Origin of the sequence: Novosphingobium sp. PY1 (assembly GCF_017312445.1) — a bacterium.
Taxonomy (GTDB): Bacteria; Pseudomonadota; Alphaproteobacteria; order Sphingomonadales; family Sphingomonadaceae; genus Novosphingobium.
Window position 1 is genome coordinate 135,577 of sequence record NZ_BLTI01000005.1, and the last position, 20,532, is coordinate 156,108.

Annotated in this window: 14 protein-coding genes and 2 pseudogenes; 4 read left to right on the forward strand and 12 right to left on the reverse strand. The window is 59.4% G+C overall.

The window, feature by feature from the left end:
* Positions 1 to 28: 28 nt before the first annotated feature.
* From J3474_RS08045 to J3474_RS22670, 10 genes and pseudogenes are all read right to left on the reverse strand, one after another.
* Positions 29 to 1,102, reverse strand: coding sequence for a ParB/RepB/Spo0J family partition protein (locus J3474_RS08045; RefSeq protein WP_207093726.1), 1,074 nt, complete (start codon positions 1,100 to 1,102; stop codon positions 29 to 31).
* 109 nt (positions 1,103 to 1,211) lie between these two features.
* Positions 1,212 to 2,354 carry an AAA family ATPase gene (locus tag J3474_RS08050; protein WP_081474100.1) on the reverse strand — a complete coding sequence of 381 codons (1,143 nt, stop codon included), beginning with the start codon at positions 2,352 to 2,354 and terminating at the stop codon, positions 1,212 to 1,214.
* Between the two features lie 231 nt (positions 2,355 to 2,585).
* A complete protein-coding gene (locus tag J3474_RS08055) occupies positions 2,586 to 3,818 on the reverse strand; it encodes a hypothetical protein (protein WP_207093727.1) in 1,233 nt (410 codons plus the stop codon).
* Positions 3,819 to 3,851: 33 nt separating this feature from the next.
* Complete coding sequence (locus tag J3474_RS08060) at positions 3,852 to 7,337, reverse strand: hypothetical protein (RefSeq protein ID WP_207093728.1); 3,486 nt, start codon at positions 7,335 to 7,337, stop codon at positions 3,852 to 3,854.
* 18 nt (positions 7,338 to 7,355) lie between these two features.
* Positions 7,356 to 8,609 carry a neprosin family prolyl endopeptidase gene (locus J3474_RS08065; protein ID WP_007015711.1) on the reverse strand — a complete coding sequence of 418 codons (1,254 nt, stop codon included), beginning with the start codon at positions 8,607 to 8,609 and terminating at the stop codon, positions 7,356 to 7,358.
* Between the two features lie 731 nt (positions 8,610 to 9,340).
* Positions 9,341 to 9,622 (reverse strand): hypothetical protein, encoded by a 282-nt coding sequence (locus tag J3474_RS08070; RefSeq protein WP_013831347.1) that lies wholly within the window; start codon positions 9,620 to 9,622, stop codon positions 9,341 to 9,343.
* 373 nt (positions 9,623 to 9,995) lie between these two features.
* On the reverse strand, positions 9,996 to 11,498 hold the full coding sequence (locus J3474_RS08075) for a sulfatase-like hydrolase/transferase (protein WP_242528260.1): 1,503 nt from the start codon (positions 11,496 to 11,498) through the stop codon (positions 9,996 to 9,998).
* 60 nt (positions 11,499 to 11,558) lie between these two features.
* Positions 11,559 to 12,941 carry a class I SAM-dependent methyltransferase gene (locus J3474_RS08080; protein ID WP_207093730.1) on the reverse strand — a complete coding sequence of 461 codons (1,383 nt, stop codon included), beginning with the start codon at positions 12,939 to 12,941 and terminating at the stop codon, positions 11,559 to 11,561.
* A complete protein-coding gene (locus J3474_RS08085; protein ID WP_207093731.1) occupies positions 12,941 to 13,114 on the reverse strand; it encodes a hypothetical protein in 174 nt (57 codons plus the stop codon). The genes J3474_RS08080 and J3474_RS08085 overlap by 1 nt, the downstream gene beginning before the upstream one ends.
* A gap of 213 nt (positions 13,115 to 13,327) precedes the next feature.
* Positions 13,328 to 13,604: pseudogene (locus tag J3474_RS22670) on the reverse strand (transposase); the annotation flags it as partial.
* A 191-nt stretch (positions 13,605 to 13,795) separates the two neighbouring features.
* On the opposite strand from J3474_RS22670, the gene J3474_RS08095 reads away from it, so the two are divergent.
* Together J3474_RS08095 and J3474_RS08100 are read left to right on the forward strand one after the other, a co-directional pair.
* On the forward strand, positions 13,796 to 14,878 hold the full coding sequence (locus J3474_RS08095; RefSeq protein WP_207093733.1) for a mannose-1-phosphate guanylyltransferase/mannose-6-phosphate isomerase: 1,083 nt from the start codon (positions 13,796 to 13,798) through the stop codon (positions 14,876 to 14,878).
* An 8-nt stretch (positions 14,879 to 14,886) separates the two neighbouring features.
* On the forward strand, positions 14,887 to 16,359 hold the full coding sequence (locus J3474_RS08100) for a phosphomannomutase (protein WP_207093734.1): 1,473 nt from the start codon (positions 14,887 to 14,889) through the stop codon (positions 16,357 to 16,359).
* Positions 16,360 to 16,460: 101 nt separating this feature from the next.
* Here the strand turns inward: J3474_RS08100 and J3474_RS08105 are convergent, their stop codons facing one another.
* Both J3474_RS08105 and J3474_RS08110 read right to left on the reverse strand, forming a co-directional pair.
* A complete protein-coding gene (locus tag J3474_RS08105; RefSeq protein ID WP_207093735.1) occupies positions 16,461 to 16,745 on the reverse strand; it encodes a hypothetical protein in 285 nt (94 codons plus the stop codon).
* Between the two features lie 195 nt (positions 16,746 to 16,940).
* A pseudogene (locus J3474_RS08110) lies at positions 16,941 to 17,951 on the reverse strand (transposase); the annotation flags it as partial.
* Between the two features lie 107 nt (positions 17,952 to 18,058).
* Between J3474_RS08110 and J3474_RS08115 the strand changes: the two are divergent.
* Together J3474_RS08115 and J3474_RS08120 are read left to right on the forward strand one after the other, a co-directional pair.
* Positions 18,059 to 18,967 carry a tyrosine-type recombinase/integrase gene (locus J3474_RS08115; RefSeq protein ID WP_308632783.1) on the forward strand — a complete coding sequence of 303 codons (909 nt, stop codon included), beginning with the start codon at positions 18,059 to 18,061 and terminating at the stop codon, positions 18,965 to 18,967.
* A gap of 10 nt (positions 18,968 to 18,977) precedes the next feature.
* Positions 18,978 to 20,162, forward strand: a complete 1,185-nt coding sequence (locus J3474_RS08120; protein WP_207093736.1) for an IS91 family transposase — start codon at positions 18,978 to 18,980, stop codon at positions 20,160 to 20,162.
* Positions 20,163 to 20,532 lie beyond the last annotated feature (370 nt).

Genomic DNA, 20,532 nt, shown 5'->3' on the forward strand with positions numbered 1-20,532 from the left:
ACCCCCGCCGTTGCAATGGCGCAGGAGGTCACCGCTGCAGCCCCCGGCCTTCGCTATCGAGCCGGTCGAGGGCATCGCGCACGGCGGCGAGGACTTCGTCGGCATCGGCACCGGAACCCGCGTGGAGGCGCAGGGTCACGCCCTGCCGGTTGGAGGTCTGGACGCTCACCAGCGGGCGGCCGTGAGAAGATGTGACGACAAGAGGCGCGGCCCTGGTCTGTTCGGCCTCGGGAGCGGCAAGCAGCGCCTTGAGCACATCGGCAGCGGGCAGGGCGGGGCGGCCCGATGCGCGCCGGGCCTCCTGTTCCCTCGCCAGGCGCGCGGCCTCCTTGCGGATCGCCGGGGCCTTGTCCTTGTCGTCGAGCATCTGCGCCAGCGGGTAAGCAGGCTTCAGCTGGACGTCGGCGGGAGAGGCGAAGGCGGCCAGCACCGCATCGGGAATGGCGGCGACCTTGAGCATCTTCGAAAGCCATCCCTTGGACAGCTTGAGACGCTCGGCCATGCGGGTCATGTGGTTGCCGTAGTGATCTTTCAGCGCTGCGGCATAATTGCGGGCGCGTTCCAGATCCGACACGTCCTTGCGGGCGCGGTTCTCAAGATCGGCAAGGCGGAACGCGGCCTCGTCGTCAAGCTGCGCCACTTGCGCCACGAACTGCATGTCCGGGTAGGAATGGGCGCGCAGCCAGGAGATCGACCAATGCCGCCGGGTTCCCGCGATCACCTCGTAATCGTGATCGGGGTCGCCATCGATGCGCCGCACCACGGCCGGCACTTTCTGCCCGCCTTCGGCGATGATGGAATCGATCAGTTCGCGGCAGGAGTCTTCCGAAAGGTGGGCATAGCTGCGGGCATTGCCTTCCCAGACGCGCACGCGCGCGGGATCGAGCAGCAGTTGCGTAACCTGGCGCACTTCCCCGGTCGCCACGCGGGCCAGCGCGCTCTCGCGGCCGAGCAGGGTCGTCCCGCGGGCGCGCTCGGATCGCGGCGCTCGCTCTGTCGGGGCAGGGGAGGTCGCTGCCTCTTGCGAGGTTTCGGCCGCCGGAGCGGCCTCATCTTCGTCAGAGAGCAGGGCGGCGAGATAGTCTGATTGCTTGCGGGCCATGGCTTACCTCGGGCGACGCGCGGAAAAAGGGCTTGGCAGGGAGGAGGTTTGGAACATATGGTGAACATTCCTTGTAGGAAAGTCCTTTTGTTCCATCCCGGACAAAGGCTTAGCCATTGACCAACAGCTCCTCGTCGACGCGCTGCGAACGGCCCCAACCGGTCCGCACGAGCTGCTCAATCTGGCCGAGTGCCTCGTCCAGGTTGGCGCGGCAGCGCTTGTGCGTGCGCGGCGTGCCGATCGGCTTCTCCAGCTCGTAAACCGTCATCATGCGCAGCGCGGCATGGCTGATTTCAGCGCTTTCGAGGATCGGAACCGGAAGCAGGGCCGGGCCGAAAGCCTGCTCCATGATGGTGCGCACCATTTCGTGGCTTGGATCGCCCTGGTCGAACTTGGAGCAGATCAGCCGCACGAAGCTGTAATCGACGGCGATCCCCACACTGGTCAGCTGCTCGAGGACCTGGTCCATCATCGAGAGGAACTGCACCGTGGAGCAGAAGTCCGGCGTCGTTGCCGCCAGCGGCACCAGCAGCGCATTGGCCGCCTGCATCACGGCAAGGCTGATCGTGCCGAGGGCAGGGGGGGGATCGAGGATGACGACGTCATAGTCGCGCGCCAGGTCCATCAACCCCTGCTTGAGCTTGCGAAAACGCGCGGCCAGCACCGATTGTCCGTCCGCCCCGGCCGCGGCCAGTTCGTACTCGACGTCGAACAGCTCGAGGTTGGAGGGGATGAGATCGACATTGGGCCAGGGCGTGTGCTTGACCGCATAGAGCAGGTCGGCCTGGGTCGGGTCGATCGAGAGGTAGGGGTAAAGCGTTTCCTCGCGGGTGATGTTGAAATGCGGGTTGAAACCGAACAGCGTCGTCGTGGTCGCCTGGCTGTCGCAGTCGACGACGAGGACGCGGTAGCCTTGCACCGCGAAATAGTGGGCGAGGTGGGTGGTGACGGTCGACTTGCCGACGCCGCCCTTGAAGTTCTGCACCGCGATCATGGCCGGAACGTCGAGCGGCGCGCGGGCAGGGGAGGCGCCCAGCACCTCGCGCATGTGCAGCATTTCCTCGACCGTGTAGCCGACCCGGCGCCCGTTCTCGCTGGCCGGGGGAGGGGGCAGGCGCCCGTCGTCCTCGGCCATGCGGATGCGATTGGTCGAACAGCCGAGCAACTGCGCCGCCTCGGCAATGCCGAAACGCACGTTGAGCCCCTTGCGGCTTTCAGGCAGAAACGCCTTGCGCCGGAGACGCTCGATCATTTTCTCACCAGCTTGAGCAAGATCGCCGATCTGGGAACCGATTGAACTCACATAGCCTCCGCAGGGAAATTTTGAATGTTGCGGGCGGCAAATTGCACCGAATGAGTTCAATTCGCAACTTCTATCTGGATAGCTCCTGCAATTGGGCGTTTGGTCGCGATATAGACGGAGCTTTGCGTTGAGCGAAGTAAATCAGGCGCGCCGATATCTAACTCTCAAATGCACGAGCCGTCAGGGAGCGAACTCGGTTCCATTCCAGCGCCAGTTCACCTTTGCGGCCAGAGCACTTCCGAGAATTTCGGTTTGGCTATGAAGCAGGCGCAATTCCTCTCCAAGCGTCACTCCCGGTTCGAGGCCAGCCAGATTGCGCCATTTTGCCCACTCGGTCGGTTTTGCCTTCTCGGGGTCGGTAATTGCCGGTCCACCGGGTTCGAAACCGGTATCGGAGAGCAATTCCTCCAGAATGACGAACCGGCCTGCAGTGACCGTGACGGAGGCGATGCCGGTAGGGCCGGTCTGCAGAGCTTCGTAATCTGTTGCCGCAACTTCGATCGAACCCGTACCGTCACTGCGTGCAGCCAATTTATACGGGGCGCTTGAACCGCTTTCGCGAACGAGGGCGAGTGGGTCGGTCGCCGGATCGGTCAGGGCAAGAGCTCCAGCCAATCGCAATGTACGACCGACATAATCCAGCGGATCGATGATCGTCGTCAGCGGACTTTCTGCAGGCGGCAGCGCATAAGGTCCGGCCAGCATCGACAATGTCGCTCCGCGTTCGTGCAGCCTAGCCATCGCCGCCTTTATGAGGCCCGCAAAGTCGCTGCGGATCAGCACGGTAACGGGGAGGCTGGCCTGGAAAGGTCCTGTCGGACGATCGTTGATTACCGGCGTAAAGCTGAGGAACGTAGCGATGCCGGCATCGCTTAACGGAGGATTGGGACCAGCTACCCCGAGGATCCCGGCAAGGACCTGCGAGCGCATGTCCAGTTCGTTCAGGTTAGTGAGCAGGTTCAGGTAGCCGCCAATCTCCGTGATGTTGCGAGGCGGCGGTACACGGGAAGGAATGACATCGCCCTGCAGCGCGATGCGGCGCAGAATGATGTTCTGCGCTTCCAGCGCTTCCGGAGATGTCGCGTTCTTGAGCAGGTCGATCAGCGTATCGCCTGCGATGGATGCGAATGCCGCGGTTCCTGTCGTTTCGTCGGCCGCATCACCGCCAGGGTCGGCGCTACCGCTGCTCGACGGAGTTGGCGTTGGTGTCGGCGTTGGCGTTGGCGTTGGCTCGGGCTCGGCATTGCTGGCAGGTCCGGAAGACGGGCCTTCTCCGGCCGATCCCACGGGACCTGCTCCGACGCCGGCTTCCGCCAGATCGTTCGCCGAAATCGGATCTCCGGGCACGGCGTCCGGCATCATGGGCGGAAGAGCGGGCATATTCTCGCTTGTGGCAGTTGATGTGTTAGCCATGACAGTGTTCCCTTCAAGACGTGCGCCGCGCTGTCATTGCGGTCCGGGGACAGGGGCAGGTGCGGGGTCAGCTCCGCCGCCACCTGCGTTGCCACCCTGGTTTCCGCCTCCCTGCTGTCCTCCGCTTCCACCGGCCTGGCCGTTTGCCGGACTTGGCGATGGCGTGTCCGACTTACCGTCGGTGGATCCGCTCGGGGTTTTGCCGTCGCCCGCCGCTGGCTTCTTTGCGCCTGACTGCTGGCCGCCATTCAGCGCTGCGGCAGCATCCGAACCGGCGGTTGGATTGCCTCCGTAGATTCCGCCAACGATGTTCCCGGCCGTGGCAATGACCTGGGCCTGCAATTCCTTGCTCGTCTTGAGCGCATCTGCCCGGGCATCGTTGGAAACATTCTGGGCATTGGTGATCAGATCGGCAAGTTGTCCGGCATTGGTCAAGGCGCTGTCGAAATCCTTCTGCGCAGCGGCGTTCGCACCAAGTGACTGGAGCAGAGCCGTATCCGGCGTTGGGGCGGTAAGGACGTTGTTGATGAGCGAGGGCAGGTTGGTAAGCGAATTGGGCGCACTTGCTCCCGCCGTGAGGGCTGCCGAGCCGGTGGGCAATTCGACCGGAGAGATTGTCGGGGCTGTGTCCGAAGGCGAATCCTGCCAGTTCCAGAACCGGGTGATATCGATCTTCTCAGCCGACGAGCAGCGGCCCAGGACAGCTTCGCCAAGTACGCCCTTGGTCGGCAATGCAATAGTCGAGTGCGGCGGCTTGAACGTTGCCTGTTGATAGGCGAGCAGGGATTCCTGAATTTCGGCCGGATCGAGCGGCTGCCCGTCACTGCCTGCATGGGCAAGGACTTGGGGGATGAAGAAGGGCATGATCATCGAATTGCCGAAGAAGCCCAGCACCCTGTTCTCGACGCAATTAAGCAAGGGAACCATCTGGCTTGGGTCCTGGATTCCGCCGACCGGAACTCCGATTGTGTAGCCTTCGAGCAAGACTGCCCGCTCTTCGGCGGTCAGCGAAGACCAGACCGCGCGTGAGTAGCGCATGGTGTTGCGCACGACATGCTGGGTCATTTCCTCGATCTCGAGGATTTCCTTGAACCGCAGGACGGGCGCCAATTGCAGTGCCGGAACAGGGTAGGGCGCATTGGGCAGTTCGACCCCGCCCATGCTGTTCTGGGCGTAGTTCTCTCCCGGGCCGACTTCATTGCCGTTCTGGTCCAGTTCCACGACATGGGCACGGAAGCTGTTTACATTTGGACCACCGACCTCCCTTTCAAGGGCGGCTGCATCGAGCGTAATCGTCTGGCGCGCCGTACGGGCCGATCCCTGGCTGAAAGCTGACTCAATCGCCTGTTCTATCCAACTGGCCTGCCCGCCGAAAAGGGCCTGCAGGGCATTGAGCTCCTGCTGTTCTTTGGAAATGAGCGTGTAGCTTGCCGAGCGGAAACGGCGCGTGATCTCGAAGCCGATGATTGTGCTGCGGTTCATCGATGGAGGCAGCGCCAGCGCACCTGTGAAGACATGGGCAGAATGTTGGCGCTGAATCTTGAGCCAGGACACGAATTCTTCGCGCGAAGCGAACTTATCAGCAGGAGGCGTGGGTGCCGTATTGTTGAGCTGGACGGGGCCGACGCGGGTGCCGCGGTTGGTGACGGCATAAATGGATATAAGGTCCGCTTCGAGGAAACTGCCCTGGATCGTGAACTTGATGACGTCCGAGGCGACCCCGCCCGCAGCTTCTACTTCCGCAGTCGGATCTGCAGCGAACTGCGTTAGCAGCTTCATGCCCTGATGATACTTGCGCGGGAGCCAACGTTCCAGGACGTCAGCGTGCTTGCAGATCGACTTGTAGCGCAGCAGGACTTCGGCACGCGTGTCGAGCTGGAAGGGGCTCGTGATCGTGAGCGGAACGTTCGGCGGCAGGAATCGCACGACCTGAAGCGGTATCAGCACTGTCATTGTGAGGCCGTCGATGGCTGTAGTCACATCGTAAAGGCGCAGGACTTCCCAATATTGCATGGTCAGGGCGCGTGTATGGTTGTGGTTGGTGATCGTCTTGGTCGTCACCGACTGGCGTTCGCTGGCAGACGCAATTCGCATGCCTGTGCGGGATGCAGACCGGCGCGCTGCCGCGGAAGACTGGGCGCTGGAATGGGTGGCCTGGGCAGCATTCTGAGTAGTGTTGCGTTGGCCGGATAGGGAACTGCTGGTCGTTCCGCTCGAAGAACTGCTCCCGGAGCCGCCACTGATAAGCCCGAAGAAGCTGCCTCCGACACTCGATGTGTCGCTGTCGGTTCGGAAGGAACTGCGGCCATTGATGACCTCGTTGAATGCCGAGGCGAAGGTCGCTGTCGTCGAGGTGTCTGCGGTTGCGCTTTGCAGAAGTGCCTGCGATTCATCGAAGAATTCGCTTTCGAAAACAGCTGATGTGTCCCGCCGTTCGAAGATGGCGACCTGCTGCTGCTCGCCAGGGGCAAGCGGGAGGGAATAGACCAGATCTCCAAGCGCAAGTCCTTGAAAGGTCCACCGCTGCGACATGTGCAGGACATATCCAAGGCCCAGAGTGCCGGCCATGGGCACAGTCTCGTCTGTTGAGATGAGGCCGTTGGGCTTCACTCCCACGAGCCTGTCGCGGAAACCGTCAATGCTGAGCGGTTGCTCTACCGGGACCCGGTCGACGTAACTGACCTGTTCGGTACTTGTCGCACCTGTCACATAATAGGGAAGGTAGCCGAACTTGCGATCGCCGAGGGAAAAGCGCCGAACCGCGCTGGAAACGCTGGCACGTGGTTCGACGAGGCGGAAGAAGACGCCATAGGGGAACTTGTCGATCGACTTGTTCGCGCCGAATTGCAGCAGGCATTCATCGCAGTCCCCCATCGCCAGTACCGGAAGCACCGGGGTATTGTCTGGCGGTGGTTCGGCGGCATCGGTCGGCGGCGGTGGTGCCAGCGATTGCAGCGAGGCCAAGATGCTGACTGGAAGCGGAGGCAGAAACTGGTCGAGCGCGATCGTTCCTGCAAGGCCGTTGGAAGCAATCTGCTTGAAGGGGATGCTGGTGCGAACGGCGCTGTTGGCACCATGCAAAACGAGCTCGAGGGAGCCGTTGTCGGCAAGTGGAAGCGCACTGGGCAAGGGCATGGTGAAGGCGCCATCCTCGCCCGTCATCACGGTGACGGGCTGTCCCCGGCGCCCGACGCTGGCAGGATCGAATTCCACCTGAATGCGGTTGGCCGGACTGCCGTCGGGCTGGATCACCGTCGCGAGCAATTGGGGCGGTGCCATGCGGATCTTGAGTTCGGTCCTGAGTATGTCGAGGCTCTGCCTGACTTCGCCCATTCCCTTGAACAGGTGCGTGATGTTGGATTCACGGATTTCGAGGAAAAGCTTTTCTTGCTTCTCGTCGAGAGCGCCAAGCGTATCTGCAGTGAGCGGGATGCGCTGGCGGGCGACCAACTCCTTGTCGATTTCTGTAGCGACTATGTTTTCATTCGGTGCCGTACCGCTGACGGGTTGCCGTGCCATGATGATTGCCTCCCAATTTCAGCAATTTCCGCCACCCGGGCCGCCGTAGAACAGCGTGATATTCCAGGGCGCGGTATAGCTTCCGATGAACTGGTCGTAACAGCCGGGCGAAGGCGATTGGCCGGTGAGGCTTGCCCACTGCGCGCCGCCGGACTTGGGCATAACGAAGACAGCCCTTTGCCAGGCAGCGTGCGGATAGATTGCTCCCGAGAACGCTCCCGAGCCCATTTCCGGCCAAGGACCGGCCGCGCCGCATACCGTCTCTCCGCCGAACAGCGCCTTGGTGGCATTGCTTGCCATGGCCCCGCCGTTGAACAGGCTGGCAGGATAGTAGCCCACTGCATGCTGGGCACTGAGTCCGCCCAGATACAGCCACCAGTTGCCGCCGTTCAGGTAGAAAGCGATCTCTATCTCGTATTGCTGGCCGCCACCGCTGCCTACAGGCGAGAGTGTGCCGCCAATCGTCCAGTCGGAATTGGTTTGTACGAAACCAGCCTTGTCCAGATTATAAGCGCCGCTGGGCCCATAGTTGTCCGCGGTCCAGTAGATGAAAAGCACGGGCTGGCTGTGGCCGTACTTGGCCGGATAGACCTGCCACCCGACCTCGACGGTTTGGTGGGCTGCGCCGGCACCTGCCGAGTACCAATGCTGACACAAGGAGAAGATCTGATCGCCTGTCACTGACGGGGCGCGGACATTCAGGAATGAATGACCGCCCAGGTTGTCCAGCGTCTGGTGAGCATAGGCGTAGCGATGGTTCAGCGAACTGTTCGCAGCCGGAGCGCTTGGCGGAGACAGGGGCTTGGCGCCGGTTTTGCTGAAGAACTCTGCCAGGGTTTCGAACCGTGCCATCTCTTCGAGGGTCACTCGACGCACCGGCACGAAGCCTGCAGGACATTTCATTGGATTGCCGAAACGATCGAGGTCCGGTTCCGAATCTTCGACAGGCGATACAGGTTCGTCTTCTGCAAGGCCTATCGCTTCTGCAAGCGATGGGGGCGTGGCAGGCGTTCCGCCGCCTTCCCGCAAGGAAGGTTGTTCACTGATCGGAATACAGTCGAATACCTGTCCGCCGGCATCGACGAAACTCGTGACCGCGTCCGTATCTGCGTAGAGCTCGTCGAGATGGGATTTCATCGCCTCGAGTTCATGTTCACTGCGCACACGAACGCGTGGGTCCTTGCGTAGCGAACTGAAGCGGGCTTCCTTGATGGCTTGCGAGTAGTCGCGTCTAGGGAGGATACCCTTGGGTCCTGATTGCGAACTGGCCATAACACATCCCCGCCCGATTTGTGCAGTTTCAGCCACGCAGGACTGGCTCGCAAAAAATGCGAGTTCATGATCCTATCAAGTGGCTACTGGTATCTCGAAAGCTAATGCGAGTTGAAGTACTGGCTAGGGTTGCCAGACTCTTGCATTGAATGTTCTGATGAGACGACTCTTTTATTATTTTATGCGCGTCATTTCAATTGAGTAATTACAATGGTTTAATGAAGTTAACCATTCATGAGCCTGAATGAGTGGTATATCCCCCTATCAGCGTTTGCGCACAGGTCGACGACCCGTTCCCTGTCTGCGACAAAGTGACTATTTTGAAGCAGCGGACGGGATCGACGCATAGAATGCGCGGCCGATGTTGTCCGGCCCCTGCGCTCTTCCTGCGCGACTAGCCGGTCTATTTCCTCAGGCAGGTCGTGGCATGCACGGCGGCGATGTTATGCGTGCCGCTCGCACATTGTGGAGCGCTTGGAGAAATGCAGGGCACCAGAGCAGTTTCCAACGCGCTCGGCCGTGATCGGGGCTTTACGAGCAGGGGGGCAAGGGACTAGCCGTCAGATTGTCTATGGTTCCAAGGGACGTCAACGAGAACTCTGGGACAATTGCCTCAGACATCCTGCCGCGCGAGCGCTCGAGCAGCGTGGTGCGCGACATCCAGCTCGAGGACGAGGCGCCGCTGGTCCCGCTCGTCCTCGAGCGCCAGCACAGTGATACTCCGCTGTGGTTCAAGGAAGTGTGCGTCGACGACCCACGGCGGCATCGACCATGAAGCGCCAGGCATTGGCGGCGTCATTGCGATAAGCGTCGTCAGTTTCCCCTTTGTGGACTGCACGGATGACCTCCGAGCCTGCGTCCTTCATTTCTTCATCGGCCTCGCGCAGCGCGTGAAGAACGGCACGAACCGCTTCATAGTGCCGATCACGCTCTGCGGCACTCAGTTCATCCCAACGATTGGTTCCAGTCTCGTGCTCTGCCAAAGCGCGAGCTGCGCGATCGATGAGCGTCATACTGAATTCTCCTGCAAGGCATTGTCCCGACTAGGACAGGACCTTGCCTGCCGCAAGCTACCTCCAGTTGCGCGCGGGCCCGATAGACACCAGGCGACGCTCAGCGTTGAGAAGGTGCTCCTCAACGACTGTCATTTCCTCGACCTATGCTCACGAAATGTTGAAGGAGGAAGCTCTTGCGCGCCCTTTTATGCGTTATTTTCAGATGACTTTTTCGAGCACACTGATCAACTTGGACCAAAATCCCATTCATCAACCTCGAAAGCCCATCGACCTTGCTGTTGTGAAAAACTCCGATGAAGCCGCTCTGTTCCTCTGGCCTCCAGATTGCGGCAGAACGTGCCCGGTGTTGCGGCCTCATGAATAATGCAGGCTAATGAGCAACGGAAAAATTATCAGACGAAACTTCTGAGAGTTCATTATAATTCAAGTATGTTGGGAACATATAAATATTATCATTAGATCTTGTCACTTCGCTTGAGAACGAATGATGCAGGACTTCCGGATAGATGTTTAAAGGCGATTTGAGGGATGGCGTGACTACACCATCGCTATGGCGGATAGCCAAGATTATACTTGTCTTCTCTTTACGGACATCGGGGGTGTCTGTGAGATAATTCTCAGATGGCAACTGGCGGAGGGGAAATTCAGTTTCATCTGCAGCATATTTAGCTGGGTATGGACCTTCGTCGGCCTGCAAGATGATTGTGGCGGGCCGTGCTCCCGAGAGAATTGAATCAATCAACTTGATCAATTGGTCGTTCGAATACTTGACTTGATCCACATAACTTTCACGCCTTCCGAGGCGTCTGGCGTCTTCGATAGACTTGCAGGTGCCGTCTGGATTGAGAACGTAGGGCGGATGAGGCAGTAAGAAGTGCGCGAAGATGAACTTTTTTTCAGAACTCCGTGAGAGTTCTGTCAGCTGTTCAAATTTGTACTTCTCACGTTCGCATTGGTCATTACGGCCATCGGTGTAAGGCATATGCATCATCTTACCCAGAACGCCAGGGACCGATTGCTCAAGCAGAGTTCGAGGGAGTTCTCGCAGTTGTCTGAATTCGATGAGATTGTCAGCGAGCGAGTTGCTGCCCGTCACATCGGCCCATCCACCAGCGAAAGTGAACTGGTAGCCGCGTGCTTTGAAAAAGTTGAAAGCCGCGCTGTGATCGATTGCTCTGAACAGAGGGACGTAATCGACAGGAGAGCCTAGTTTTTCCGTGTACGGGCGAAGGTACGAGGCGTTTAGCGTTGAGGCCAAGGACAGCGGCGTTATCTGGTAGTTTGAATGAGCGTGATCGGCGACCGAGAAACCACGTTGCCGCAAGGCGTTTACAAAGTCTCTGTTATCGAAGCCGAAGTTTTCAGCCAAAGTTTCCTGACCCGCGTAGCGGTCCATAACGATATGCCAGACATCAGGGCTATTTGGACCGACACTACCGGAGAAGTGTTCAAATGAGTCTTGGGGATCGGGTCTGCCAGCTTCTGCCTTGACTTGCTGCGTCGCAAGGCCGCCTGCAACTACGGCAACGCTGAATCCGCAAATAAGCGTTGCGAGACCGTTTGCCTTCAAAAGTCGAGCATTCTCACTTGGGAGCTGCCGGACCATGTCCCAAGCGAGCAGGAGGCCAATTACGATCCCGCCTAGCGAAAACCATTCATTCGTGCTGATCAGCCCCAAGACAGAGGGAAGGTATAGCAGGACTGCGAGCCAAATTCCTGCAGCGAGCGAAGCCTTCGGCCAATTCTTGATCCAGTATCTCACCGCCAAGAGCACAATTGCTGAAGTCGCGAAGAGAAAGGCGACTGTAGGCAAGGCCATGTCATAAGATACGCGCGTGATATTTCTGATCCAAACCAGCAGGAAGGCTGGCATCGGTACAAGAAACGGAAATAGAGGTAGGGCTGACAACTTCCTTAGTGGGGATTCCATGCCTCAATACCTGTCGTAACGAACCAGGGTTCGTTTGGTGCCCTCGATTGGCTGGGAGTCCACGATCCGCGCTCGCGCTCGCAGGTGGTGCATGAACGCATCCAAGGAGTAGTCCGGATAATCGTGGGAGCGAGTGGCGAGGAGGGTGCTAACCATTGCGTCGCCCTTGTCTGGAAACTCGATGACGCCAGTCGGAGCCAGGGAAATGAGCCAGTTCACCGCCATTTCCAACGGAATATTCCGCGCTATCGCCAGATGATGAATGAAAGCCAGGGCCAGGAGAAAATCCGGGGCCGCGCGTTGACTGAAGCTCATTCTCTCCTGTTCGGCCCAGCCTTGGGAAGGGGTGGGATTGGTCGCGTCGAGCCACAGCGGCAGGAAAGGCGCATCGCTTTTTGCAAAGCGTGCGAAAGCTTGCTCAAGGGCGCCAAAATCGAAGTCGAAGCCGATCACGTTTTGAGCGCCGTTGACCAATGCCGTCTGCGAATAATCGCCGCTGTTGCAACCAAGGTCGAACAGCAATTCCGGCTGCACCTGCGCCACGTGTCCAGCCACGAATGAATGCTTGGCCGCCCGACTGTCGTCATCGTAGCTATTGTTTGTATCGTAGCCTCGCCATACCGTTTGCATACCTAGCGGGGAAAGGCCGGAGATATAGTCGCGAAGGCCGATCAGAATCGCTTCAAAGCGTTTTCTTGTTAGCGTTCCTATGGGTTTTGCGTGCTCCTTGCGTTCTTGCGCAAGTGCCTGACGCTGGACCTTGCTTGGCCCGATGATGTGAGCAAGGACGGTGAAGGAAAGACGGTCCCTGAAAGACAACAATGGCAGAAGGTCTTCGGGAGGTATCCCTTCGAGACTTCCTCTGAACCACGGGTTTGGAGCCACGCCTTTCTTCGCCCAGAGGATCAGGGGCGCGAGAAATTGCATCACGAACTGACGCTGCCCGATCCATGCTTCTCCATCTTGGTATGGAATGATGGAGAGGTGATCGATGAAGACAGGCTTCGTGCCCCGGAATTGCACATTGTAAGCCGTTGCGTCAGACAGCGTGAAGCCATCTCCCAGAAGCTCGAGGTGCAGATCGAGATGCAGGAGAGCTGCCGCCTTCAGCCCTGAGAAGCTCCATTCGTAGGGATACGAAACGAAGTTCAAGCGCGGATGTTCAAGGAGATAGCTAGCCGTTCGATCCATCGCAGGCAGAGATGACAGGTCGAGCTGGCGATAAGGAAGCAGGAGGGACCGTTCGACAGCGCGCTCCATAATGCCTGCGTCCATCGCTGCTTCAAATGCCTTGCGGCCAGGTTCGAAGACTGCGCGAAGAATGCGTTCTCCGTCGGCGAGTACCCTGCCTGCCGGATCGCGGTAGGACCCCGGATCGTAAAGCATCAATCGTCCTTGCCCGGCGTCTCTACATCCGATTTTTTATTGCCTTTGAACAACGCCTTGATGCGGCGAATGTAGCTCTTGCCCGTAACGATATAGGCCGCGCCGATCCCAACGAGAGCTTGCAAGGCAAGGCTGGCGCTCGCGGCGTCCAGATAGGCATGCGCAGCGCTCATCGGTATGGCGAATGTCACGCCAAGAATAAGAGCAAATCTCTCTGCAGGTCCCATTTAGCCCTCCAATCGCAAAGCATTCGATCTTGAATGCCACTCTAGAGCGATATGCAGCAAGGATCCTTATGAAATATTAACCGTACTTGGGCGGCCAAATGCGTTCGCACACGGCGATTGCCTTCCATGGGTCCGTTTGGAAAATCACAGATGAATGTTTCATCGCAGGAGGTTGCCGCCCCTGACGACGAGGATCATGACCTTCAAAACTTCGATGAGTTTATCGTAGACTCAGACGATTCTGCGCCACTGAATCATCCAGCCAAAGGTCTGCTCGACGACCCATCGGCGGGGCGAAACCTTGAAGACCTGCTGCCGATTGCTGCGGCGGATGACCTCTATGACGAAGTCCAGATAGCCGACCTTATCCATGAGGTTCAGGCGATCATAGAAGCCATCGTCAAAGAGATGCAACCCAAGGCTTGCGCCTGCGGATGCGGGAAGTAGGGCCTATTACCGGAATTTAACCTAGCCTCGCGCACAACCCCGATGCAAAAAGATACAGGTACATTTATGGACCAGCCTGTGAATTTCTTTGAAAAGCTGATGACGACCGTCGCTGTTTTTTGCATATGCGAACGGATGGCCCTACTGGCCGAGATCGTCACTTGAATTGAGCGAGCAGCGATGAGCAATTTCCCGACAGTAATACCCGTCGTCCTGTCCGGCGGTTCAGGCACCCGACTATGGCCGGTGTCGCGCCCCGAACGCCCGAAGCAATTGCTCGCGCTCACTGCTGAAGAAACTATGCTACAGCTCACGCTGAAGCGGACCAGCAATCTTCCCGCCACTTCTGTTGGCCGTCCTATCCTTGTTGCCAATGCAGCCCATGCTGACATCATTGACGAGCAACTCGCGACGTCGGGCATCGAGGACTATCTCGTATTGCTCGAGCCCTTCGGTCGGAACACAGCACCGGCGATTGCGCTTGCCGCCATGGAAGCTGAGCCCGGCGATGCCTTGTTGGTCATGCCTAGCGACCACACGATTGCGGATCTGCCTGCATTTCACGAAGCGATCGCGCGCGCCCTGTCGCTTGTAGCCGAGGGCTGGCTCATCACATTCGGTATCACGCCCAATGCGCCTGAAACCGGTTATGGGTATATCAAGATGGGCGAAACTTGTGGCAATGGCGTTCATAAGGTCGCTCGATTTGTTGAGAAGCCCGATGCCGAGCGAGCCGCACAGATGCTTGATGAAGGCGGCCACGCCTGGAATGCCGGCATTTTCATGTTTCGTGCCGACGCCTACATTGCTGCATTGGCAAAGCATCAGCCCGAGATGCTCACTGCAGTGAAGGCCTCGCTAGAGCGGGCGCAGCGCAGTGGTAATCGGGTTACTCCCGAAAGTCAGGCTTTCGCGGCCTGCCCGTCGGACTCTGTTGATTATGCAATCATGGAACGCGAAGACCGCGCAGCCTGTGTGCCGGTGGATATGGGCTGGTCAGACGTTGGCAGCTGGGACTCGCTGCACATCATCAGCGCCAAGGATGCAGGAGGCAATGCCTTGCGCGGCGATGCTCTGGCAATCGGCTCGAGCAACTGTTTCGTTCACTCGGATGGTGCGCGGGTCACGCTTGTTGACGTAGACGATCTGATTGTCGTGGTTTCACAGGGAGAAGTCATGATCCTGCGCCGCGGTGAATCGCAGAAGGTCCGCAAGGTCACCGAAGCGATCCGCAACACCGAGTCGCTGAAAGCGGCGGAATGACACTGACGATGGCGCGCACCGTTTCGATCGCCGCGATCATGGCCGATACCGGCGTTGCCTTTGGCACTAGTGGCGCGCGCGGACTCGTCGTCGCTATGACCGATGAAGTTTGTTTCGCCTATGTGTGCGGTTTCCTGCAGCACATGGCCGACATCGGCCAGTTCACCCCGGGCCGAGCAGTGGCGATCGCCGGAGACCTGCGCCCGTCGACCCCGCGCATCCTCGCCGCATGCGCCGCCGCGATCCGGCACATGGGCGGGAATGTCGCCAACTGCGGCTTCGTGCCGTCACCCGCCGTCGCGGCCTACGGATTTGCGCAAGAAATCCCGTCGCTGATGGTGACCGGAAGCCACATCCCCGATGATCGCAACGGCATCAAGTTCAACCGGGCTGACGGTGAAGTGCTCAAGCCCGACGAGCTGGCGATGCGGGCGCAAACGGTGACGCTGCCCGACCTGTTCGACGCCGATGGCATGCTGATCCACCCTGATGACTGCGGCCCACTGATCGACGTCGCAACGCCCTATGTGGCGCGTTACGTCGACTTCTTCGGACCTGACGCGCTGCGCGGCCTGAGGCTGGGGATCTACGAACATTCTGCAGTGGGCCGCGACGTGCTGGCGCAAATCGTGGAAAAGCTTGGTGGTGATGTGGTGAGGCTCGGGCGTTCCGAAACGTTTATTCCCGTCGACACCGAGGCTGTTCGCCGAGAAGATCAGGAACTGGCCTGCAAGTGGTCGAAGGAATTCGGACTGGATGCGATCCTCTCGACCGATGGCGATTCAGACCGCCCTTTGCTGGCCGATGAAACTGGAACTTGGATGCGCGGTGATGTGTTGGGAATTCTGTGCGCTCGCGCTTTGGGGATCACTGCAGTGGCCGCCCCGGTGAGCTGCAACACTGCCCTCGAATTGTGCGGAACATTCGAAGAGATTCGCCGTACGCGCATTGGATCACCTTTTGTGATCGAAGCAATGAATTCCCTGATAACGGATGGACGAACGACTGTTTGTGGTTACGAGGCCAACGGCGGTTTCCTCACCGGGTTGCCAGTTGAGCGGGAAGGTCGTGTCCTCGATGCACTGCCGACCCGCGATGCGGTATTGCCGATGATTGCTGTGCTGGCCAACTCCCACCGTCTTGGCGTAAGGCTCTCGGCGCTGCAGGGCCAGCTTCCTGCCCGCTATACCTTTAGCGAGCGGCTTAAGGACTTCCCTACTCATGAGAGCCAAGCTCTCCTGACTGGACTTCAGGAAGGGGAGGCGGCGGACGTTCTCAACCGATTGACTCGCATGTTCGGACATCTTTCCGGCGCCGCCGCTGCTTTCGACACGACTGATGGACTTCGCGCCACTTTCGAGAACGGAGAGGTTATCCACTTGCGCCCGAGCGGTAATGCCCCCGAGCTTCGTTGCTATACCGAGGGCGTTGCGATGGAACGGGCCATCACGCTCAATGCGCAAGTTTTAGCAATGATATGAAAAAGCAAAGGCTCGACGATGCGACCGTGATCTGAGCCCACAGATTTCCTACAGACTTGAGCAGCGCCAGGCCCAAAAGACGGCGGACTTGGTCCGCATCCTTATCTTTGGCGCGGCGAGCAAAGGCCCGAGCCTGCCCAGCGCTCAAACCACTTCGAAGTCTGACCGCCGCTGCCATCGCAAAACTCCAACCGTTTGCGATGGTGAATCACGTCAGCGCCAAACCCGATACCACCAGTGAGTGAGATGGATGGATCGAAGAACCGGATAGTTTGCGCTTGTAGGCTGATAATTTGGGCATTGCTGGTGGTTTGCAGCGACGATTTGTTTTTGATCCGGCTATTTGCCGCTTTTCCGGTACGTTGGATCGGCTGATCAGATGGCATTGACGCGTTTGAGGTACAGGAAGCGCCTGATTTTGAAGACGAGGTTGGCGAGGCCGACTTTCATCTCGGCCCTTTTTATGCCGACGGTGCGGACAATCAGGCCCATGTGTAGCGCGACAAACCTGATGAGGATTCGTGTTGCCTCATGAAGCGATGTTCCCGAGCGGCTTGTCCATTGCCTCACGTAAATGCTCCCTACAGGAGATCGCCCTCACGGACTATTCCTTGCGCGACTGGGTACCGCGCAGCGGAGCCGGAGGCGACGCGGTGCGGTACCCAGTCGCGCGGCAACGAAGAGACGGTCTCTGCTCGCAAAGGCCTGCCATCGGAGCTAGCTGACGGGTTGAATACCAAGGCACGCGCCTGCTCTGATCGCCACACCTTCAACCGGCGCTGCACAGTCCGCAGCAGACCATCCGGATAATCGCCAGGCTGCTCGGCCTGTAGCCTCTCGAGCAGCTCCCGACCGGTGCGCCATGGCTCCTCCTCGAACCACGCCTTCAACTGTTCGGTCACCGTGACAAGGGGATCAGGACGGCGGCGCCAACGCTTCTGCGGGGCCTTTGCGGTTGCTGTCGGCCTTGCCTCGCCTTCGTGCCACAAGGTCCGCAGGCTCGTCATGAACGCATCCAGCGTTGGCGACGAGGGTTCCGATGGGTTGATTACGGCTGCCCCGTCGGCCAGTCGCACCAACTTTTCTTGCGCCGTCCGAATGTCCCGCAACAGCCGGACGGGATCGAGATCGGCGAACGCCTCGCGGAGGTTCCGGCGCGTCTCCTCGGAGGTCCGTGGGTCTGCCAGCAACCGCTGGAACGGCGTCGCGGGAGCATGGTATCGCTTGTAGACCTTGGCGCCCTCACGTTGCTTCTCTGCCAGCTTGAACGATGGCTGGAAGAAGTTCACGAACAGGCGGGCCGCCGTGTACAATTCCGCTAACGCGCCGGCGGCTTCCAGGCCTTCGAACCGGCGATAGCCCGTCAGGCGCCGAACGACCGAACCGTTCTTCTGCTCAACCCAGGCCTGATCATTCTTGCGATAAGGACGGCAGCGGGTGAACGCGATCCCATGAGCCACGCAATAATCGCGCACCGTCTCGTTGATAAATACGCTGTCGTTGTCAGAGTCGAATCCCAACAAGGGGAAGGGCATCAGCCTGCGCAGTTCGGAAAGCACCGCCACCAGCAGCGTCTGTTCGCGCACCAGTAATACCAAGGAGCGCTGAGGCTGACTCACGCCAGGGATTGAACGAACTCGCTGACGCTCGACTGGTGCCCTTGGGCTAGCGGGAATGCCCTCCTGGTGGGAAGATTTGGTTGCTGAAGACCAACCCCTCACCAGGAGTTCATCCCATGACAAAAGCCACAGTAACGGTCAGCCCGCTGCGCCGTCGTATGATCGACGACATGAGCTTGCGCAACCTGTCTCCGGCCACTCAGCGTTCCTATTTGCACGCCGTGAGCAAGTTCAGTCGGTATTTCGGGCGGTCGCCGGATCGCCTCGGGCTTGAAGATGTCCGCGCCTTTCAGGTCTACCTCGTGTCGCAAGGCATATCGTGGGGCGCGTTGAACCAGATCGTATGCGCGCTGCGCTTCTTTTACGGTGTCACGCTGGATCGGGCAGAGATCCCGGAACGGATCGTTTACGCGCGTACACCCCGTAAGCTGCCGACGATCCTGAGTGCCGATGAGGTTGTCCGCTTTCTGGAAGCGGTGCCATCACTGAAGGCGCGCACTGCACTGACCACCGCTTATGCCGCGGGGTTGCGCGCCTCCGAAACTGCGAACCTCAAGGTGGCGGATATCGACAGCGATCGCATGGTGATCCAGATTCGCCAGGGCAAGGGCGCCAAGGATCGTACAGTTATGCTTTCACCGCAGCTGCTCACGATCCTGCGGACTTATTGGCGTCTCGCGCACCCTCAGGATTTCCTGTTTCCCGGGCGCAGTCCCGATACGCCGATCTCTACGACCTGTCTCCATGCCGCCTGCCGGTCCGCCACCAAGGCGGCAGGATTGACCAAGCGGGTCAGCGTCCACACGTTGCGGCATAGCTTTGCGACGCATCTGCTCGAGAGCGGTGTCGATATTCGGATCATCCAGGTTCTGCTCGGGCACAACCACCTATCGACAACGGCGCGCTACACGCACGTCGCGACGACCACGATCGCCGCGACGCAAAGCCCGCTCGACCGTCTCAACCTGGACGCGGTGCCACCCAGCTGAGGACGTCGCTGTGCGCCCGGCTTTGGAGGTGGCGGATATATTCCGCCGCCACGGCCCTGCTTACCGGATCGCCCATGACGGGCACCTTGGCTACGTCGAACGGCGAGTCATGGAGGCGATCGAGCTGTGCCGGACCCCGGCGCTTGGCGGCCATGTCGAGGCATGTGACAGCTGCGATCACAGCCGGATCTCTTACAACAGCTGCCGGAATCGCCACTGCCCCAAGTGCCAGGGGATGGCGCGCGAACGCTGGTTGGCCGCGCGCGAAGCCGACCTTCTGGAGATACCCTATTTCCACGTTGTGTTTACGGTGCCAGCCGAGGTCGCCGCGATCGCTTATCAGAACAAGGCTGTGGTCTATGCCATCCTGTTCGACGCCGTAGCCAGCACACTCAAGACCATCGCTGCCGATCCCAGGCATCTCGGCGGTCAGCTCGGCTTCATCGCGATTCTTCACACATGGGGACAGACGCTCACGCACCATCCGCATATCCACTGCCTCGTTCCAGGCGGCGCACTGTCCGAAGACGGCTCCCAGTGGATCGCATGCCGGCCGCGCTTCTTCCTGCCGATCCCGGTGCTCTCCCTCTTGTTCCGCCGGCTCTTCCTGGCGCGGCTCCGGGATGCCTATGCGGCCGGGCGTTTGCAGTTCTTCGGCACACTTGGCGATCTCAATGACAGCTGCGCCTTTGCCGCTGCGCTCCAGCCTCTGCGCAAGACATCCTGGGTGGTCTATGCCAAGCCGCCCTTCGGTTCACCTGCGCATGTTCTCGCCTATTTGGGGCGCTACACCCACCGCGTCGCTATCGCCAACAGTCGTCTTGTCAGCATGACCGGTGCCACCGTCACCTTCCGGTGGCGCGACTATCGTCATGGCAATGCCCAAAAACTTATGTCCCTGACCGCAGGAGAGTTTATCCGCCGCTTCCTGCTCCATAGCTTGCCCGACAGATTTCATCGCATTCGCCATTACGGCTTCCTCTCCAATGGCTGCCGCCGCACGCGCTTGAAGACCATCCGTAGCTTGCTGGCACAAGCTATGCCGGATCCCGATCACGAGAGCATCATGACGCATCGCGCATGCCGCAATTTCGATCCCACCGTCTGCCCATGCTGCGGCGGGACGTTGCGCATCGTCGCGACCTTGCCACGCGACACCACCTGGCGTGCTCGCGCACCCCCAGCCATACCATGAGACCGCGCTATTTCCTCGGTTCTGATCATGCGAACACCACGGCAATGCAGCCGACTGGTGCAGGGAATCTGACAGCCATGCACCGTCCAGATCGCCACCGCGTCAGCCGATATCCGATCGCTGCACGCCCACAACGACTGCTTACATCGGCTTCATCCCATTATCGGACCGAATCCAAACCTGTTCACCCGAACAGCATCGCACTTCCACAGCAACCGTCCAGTCGCTCAAGACCGGCAAGGGAACCACTAATCCCATAGTGCCTGCCAGGTCAGCGAGTTCGCTCAATCCGGCTTCAATGAGGTCGCGCAATACGCCAAAATGCGCGCCTTGCGCCGCGCGACCTCACAGAACCCTCGGGATTCCCAAG

What these genes read in the sequence shown, in the direction of transcription:
- J3474_RS08100 (WP_207093734.1), top strand. Translation starts at nt 14,887, where the DNA reads ATGGCGCGCACCGTTTCGATCGCCGCGATCATGGCCGATACCGGCGTT.
- J3474_RS08050 (WP_081474100.1), bottom strand. Translation starts at nt 2,354, where the DNA reads ATGATCGAGCGTCTCCGGCGCAAGGCGTTTCTGCCTGAAAGCCGCAAG.
- J3474_RS08045 (WP_207093726.1), bottom strand. Translation starts at nt 1,102, where the DNA reads ATGGCCCGCAAGCAATCAGACTATCTCGCCGCCCTGCTCTCTGACGAA.
- J3474_RS08065 (WP_007015711.1), bottom strand. Translation starts at nt 8,609, where the DNA reads ATGGCCAGTTCGCAATCAGGACCCAAGGGTATCCTCCCTAGACGCGAC.
- J3474_RS08095 (WP_207093733.1), top strand. Translation starts at nt 13,796, where the DNA reads ATGAGCAATTTCCCGACAGTAATACCCGTCGTCCTGTCCGGCGGTTCA.
- J3474_RS08075 (WP_242528260.1), bottom strand. Translation starts at nt 11,498, where the DNA reads ATGCCAGCCTTCCTGCTGGTTTGGATCAGAAATATCACGCGCGTATCT.
- J3474_RS08055 (WP_207093727.1), bottom strand. Translation starts at nt 3,818, where the DNA reads ATGGCTAACACATCAACTGCCACAAGCGAGAATATGCCCGCTCTTCCG.
- J3474_RS08105 (WP_207093735.1), bottom strand. Translation starts at nt 16,745, where the DNA reads ATGCCATCTGATCAGCCGATCCAACGTACCGGAAAAGCGGCAAATAGC.
- J3474_RS08080 (WP_207093730.1), bottom strand. Translation starts at nt 12,941, where the DNA reads ATGCTTTACGATCCGGGGTCCTACCGCGATCCGGCAGGCAGGGTACTC.
- J3474_RS08060 (WP_207093728.1), bottom strand. Translation starts at nt 7,337, where the DNA reads ATGGCACGGCAACCCGTCAGCGGTACGGCACCGAATGAAAACATAGTC.
- J3474_RS08070 (WP_013831347.1), bottom strand. Translation starts at nt 9,622, where the DNA reads ATGACGCTCATCGATCGCGCAGCTCGCGCTTTGGCAGAGCACGAGACT.
- J3474_RS08085 (WP_207093731.1), bottom strand. Translation starts at nt 13,114, where the DNA reads ATGAGCGCTGCGCATGCCTATCTGGACGCCGCGAGCGCCAGCCTTGCC.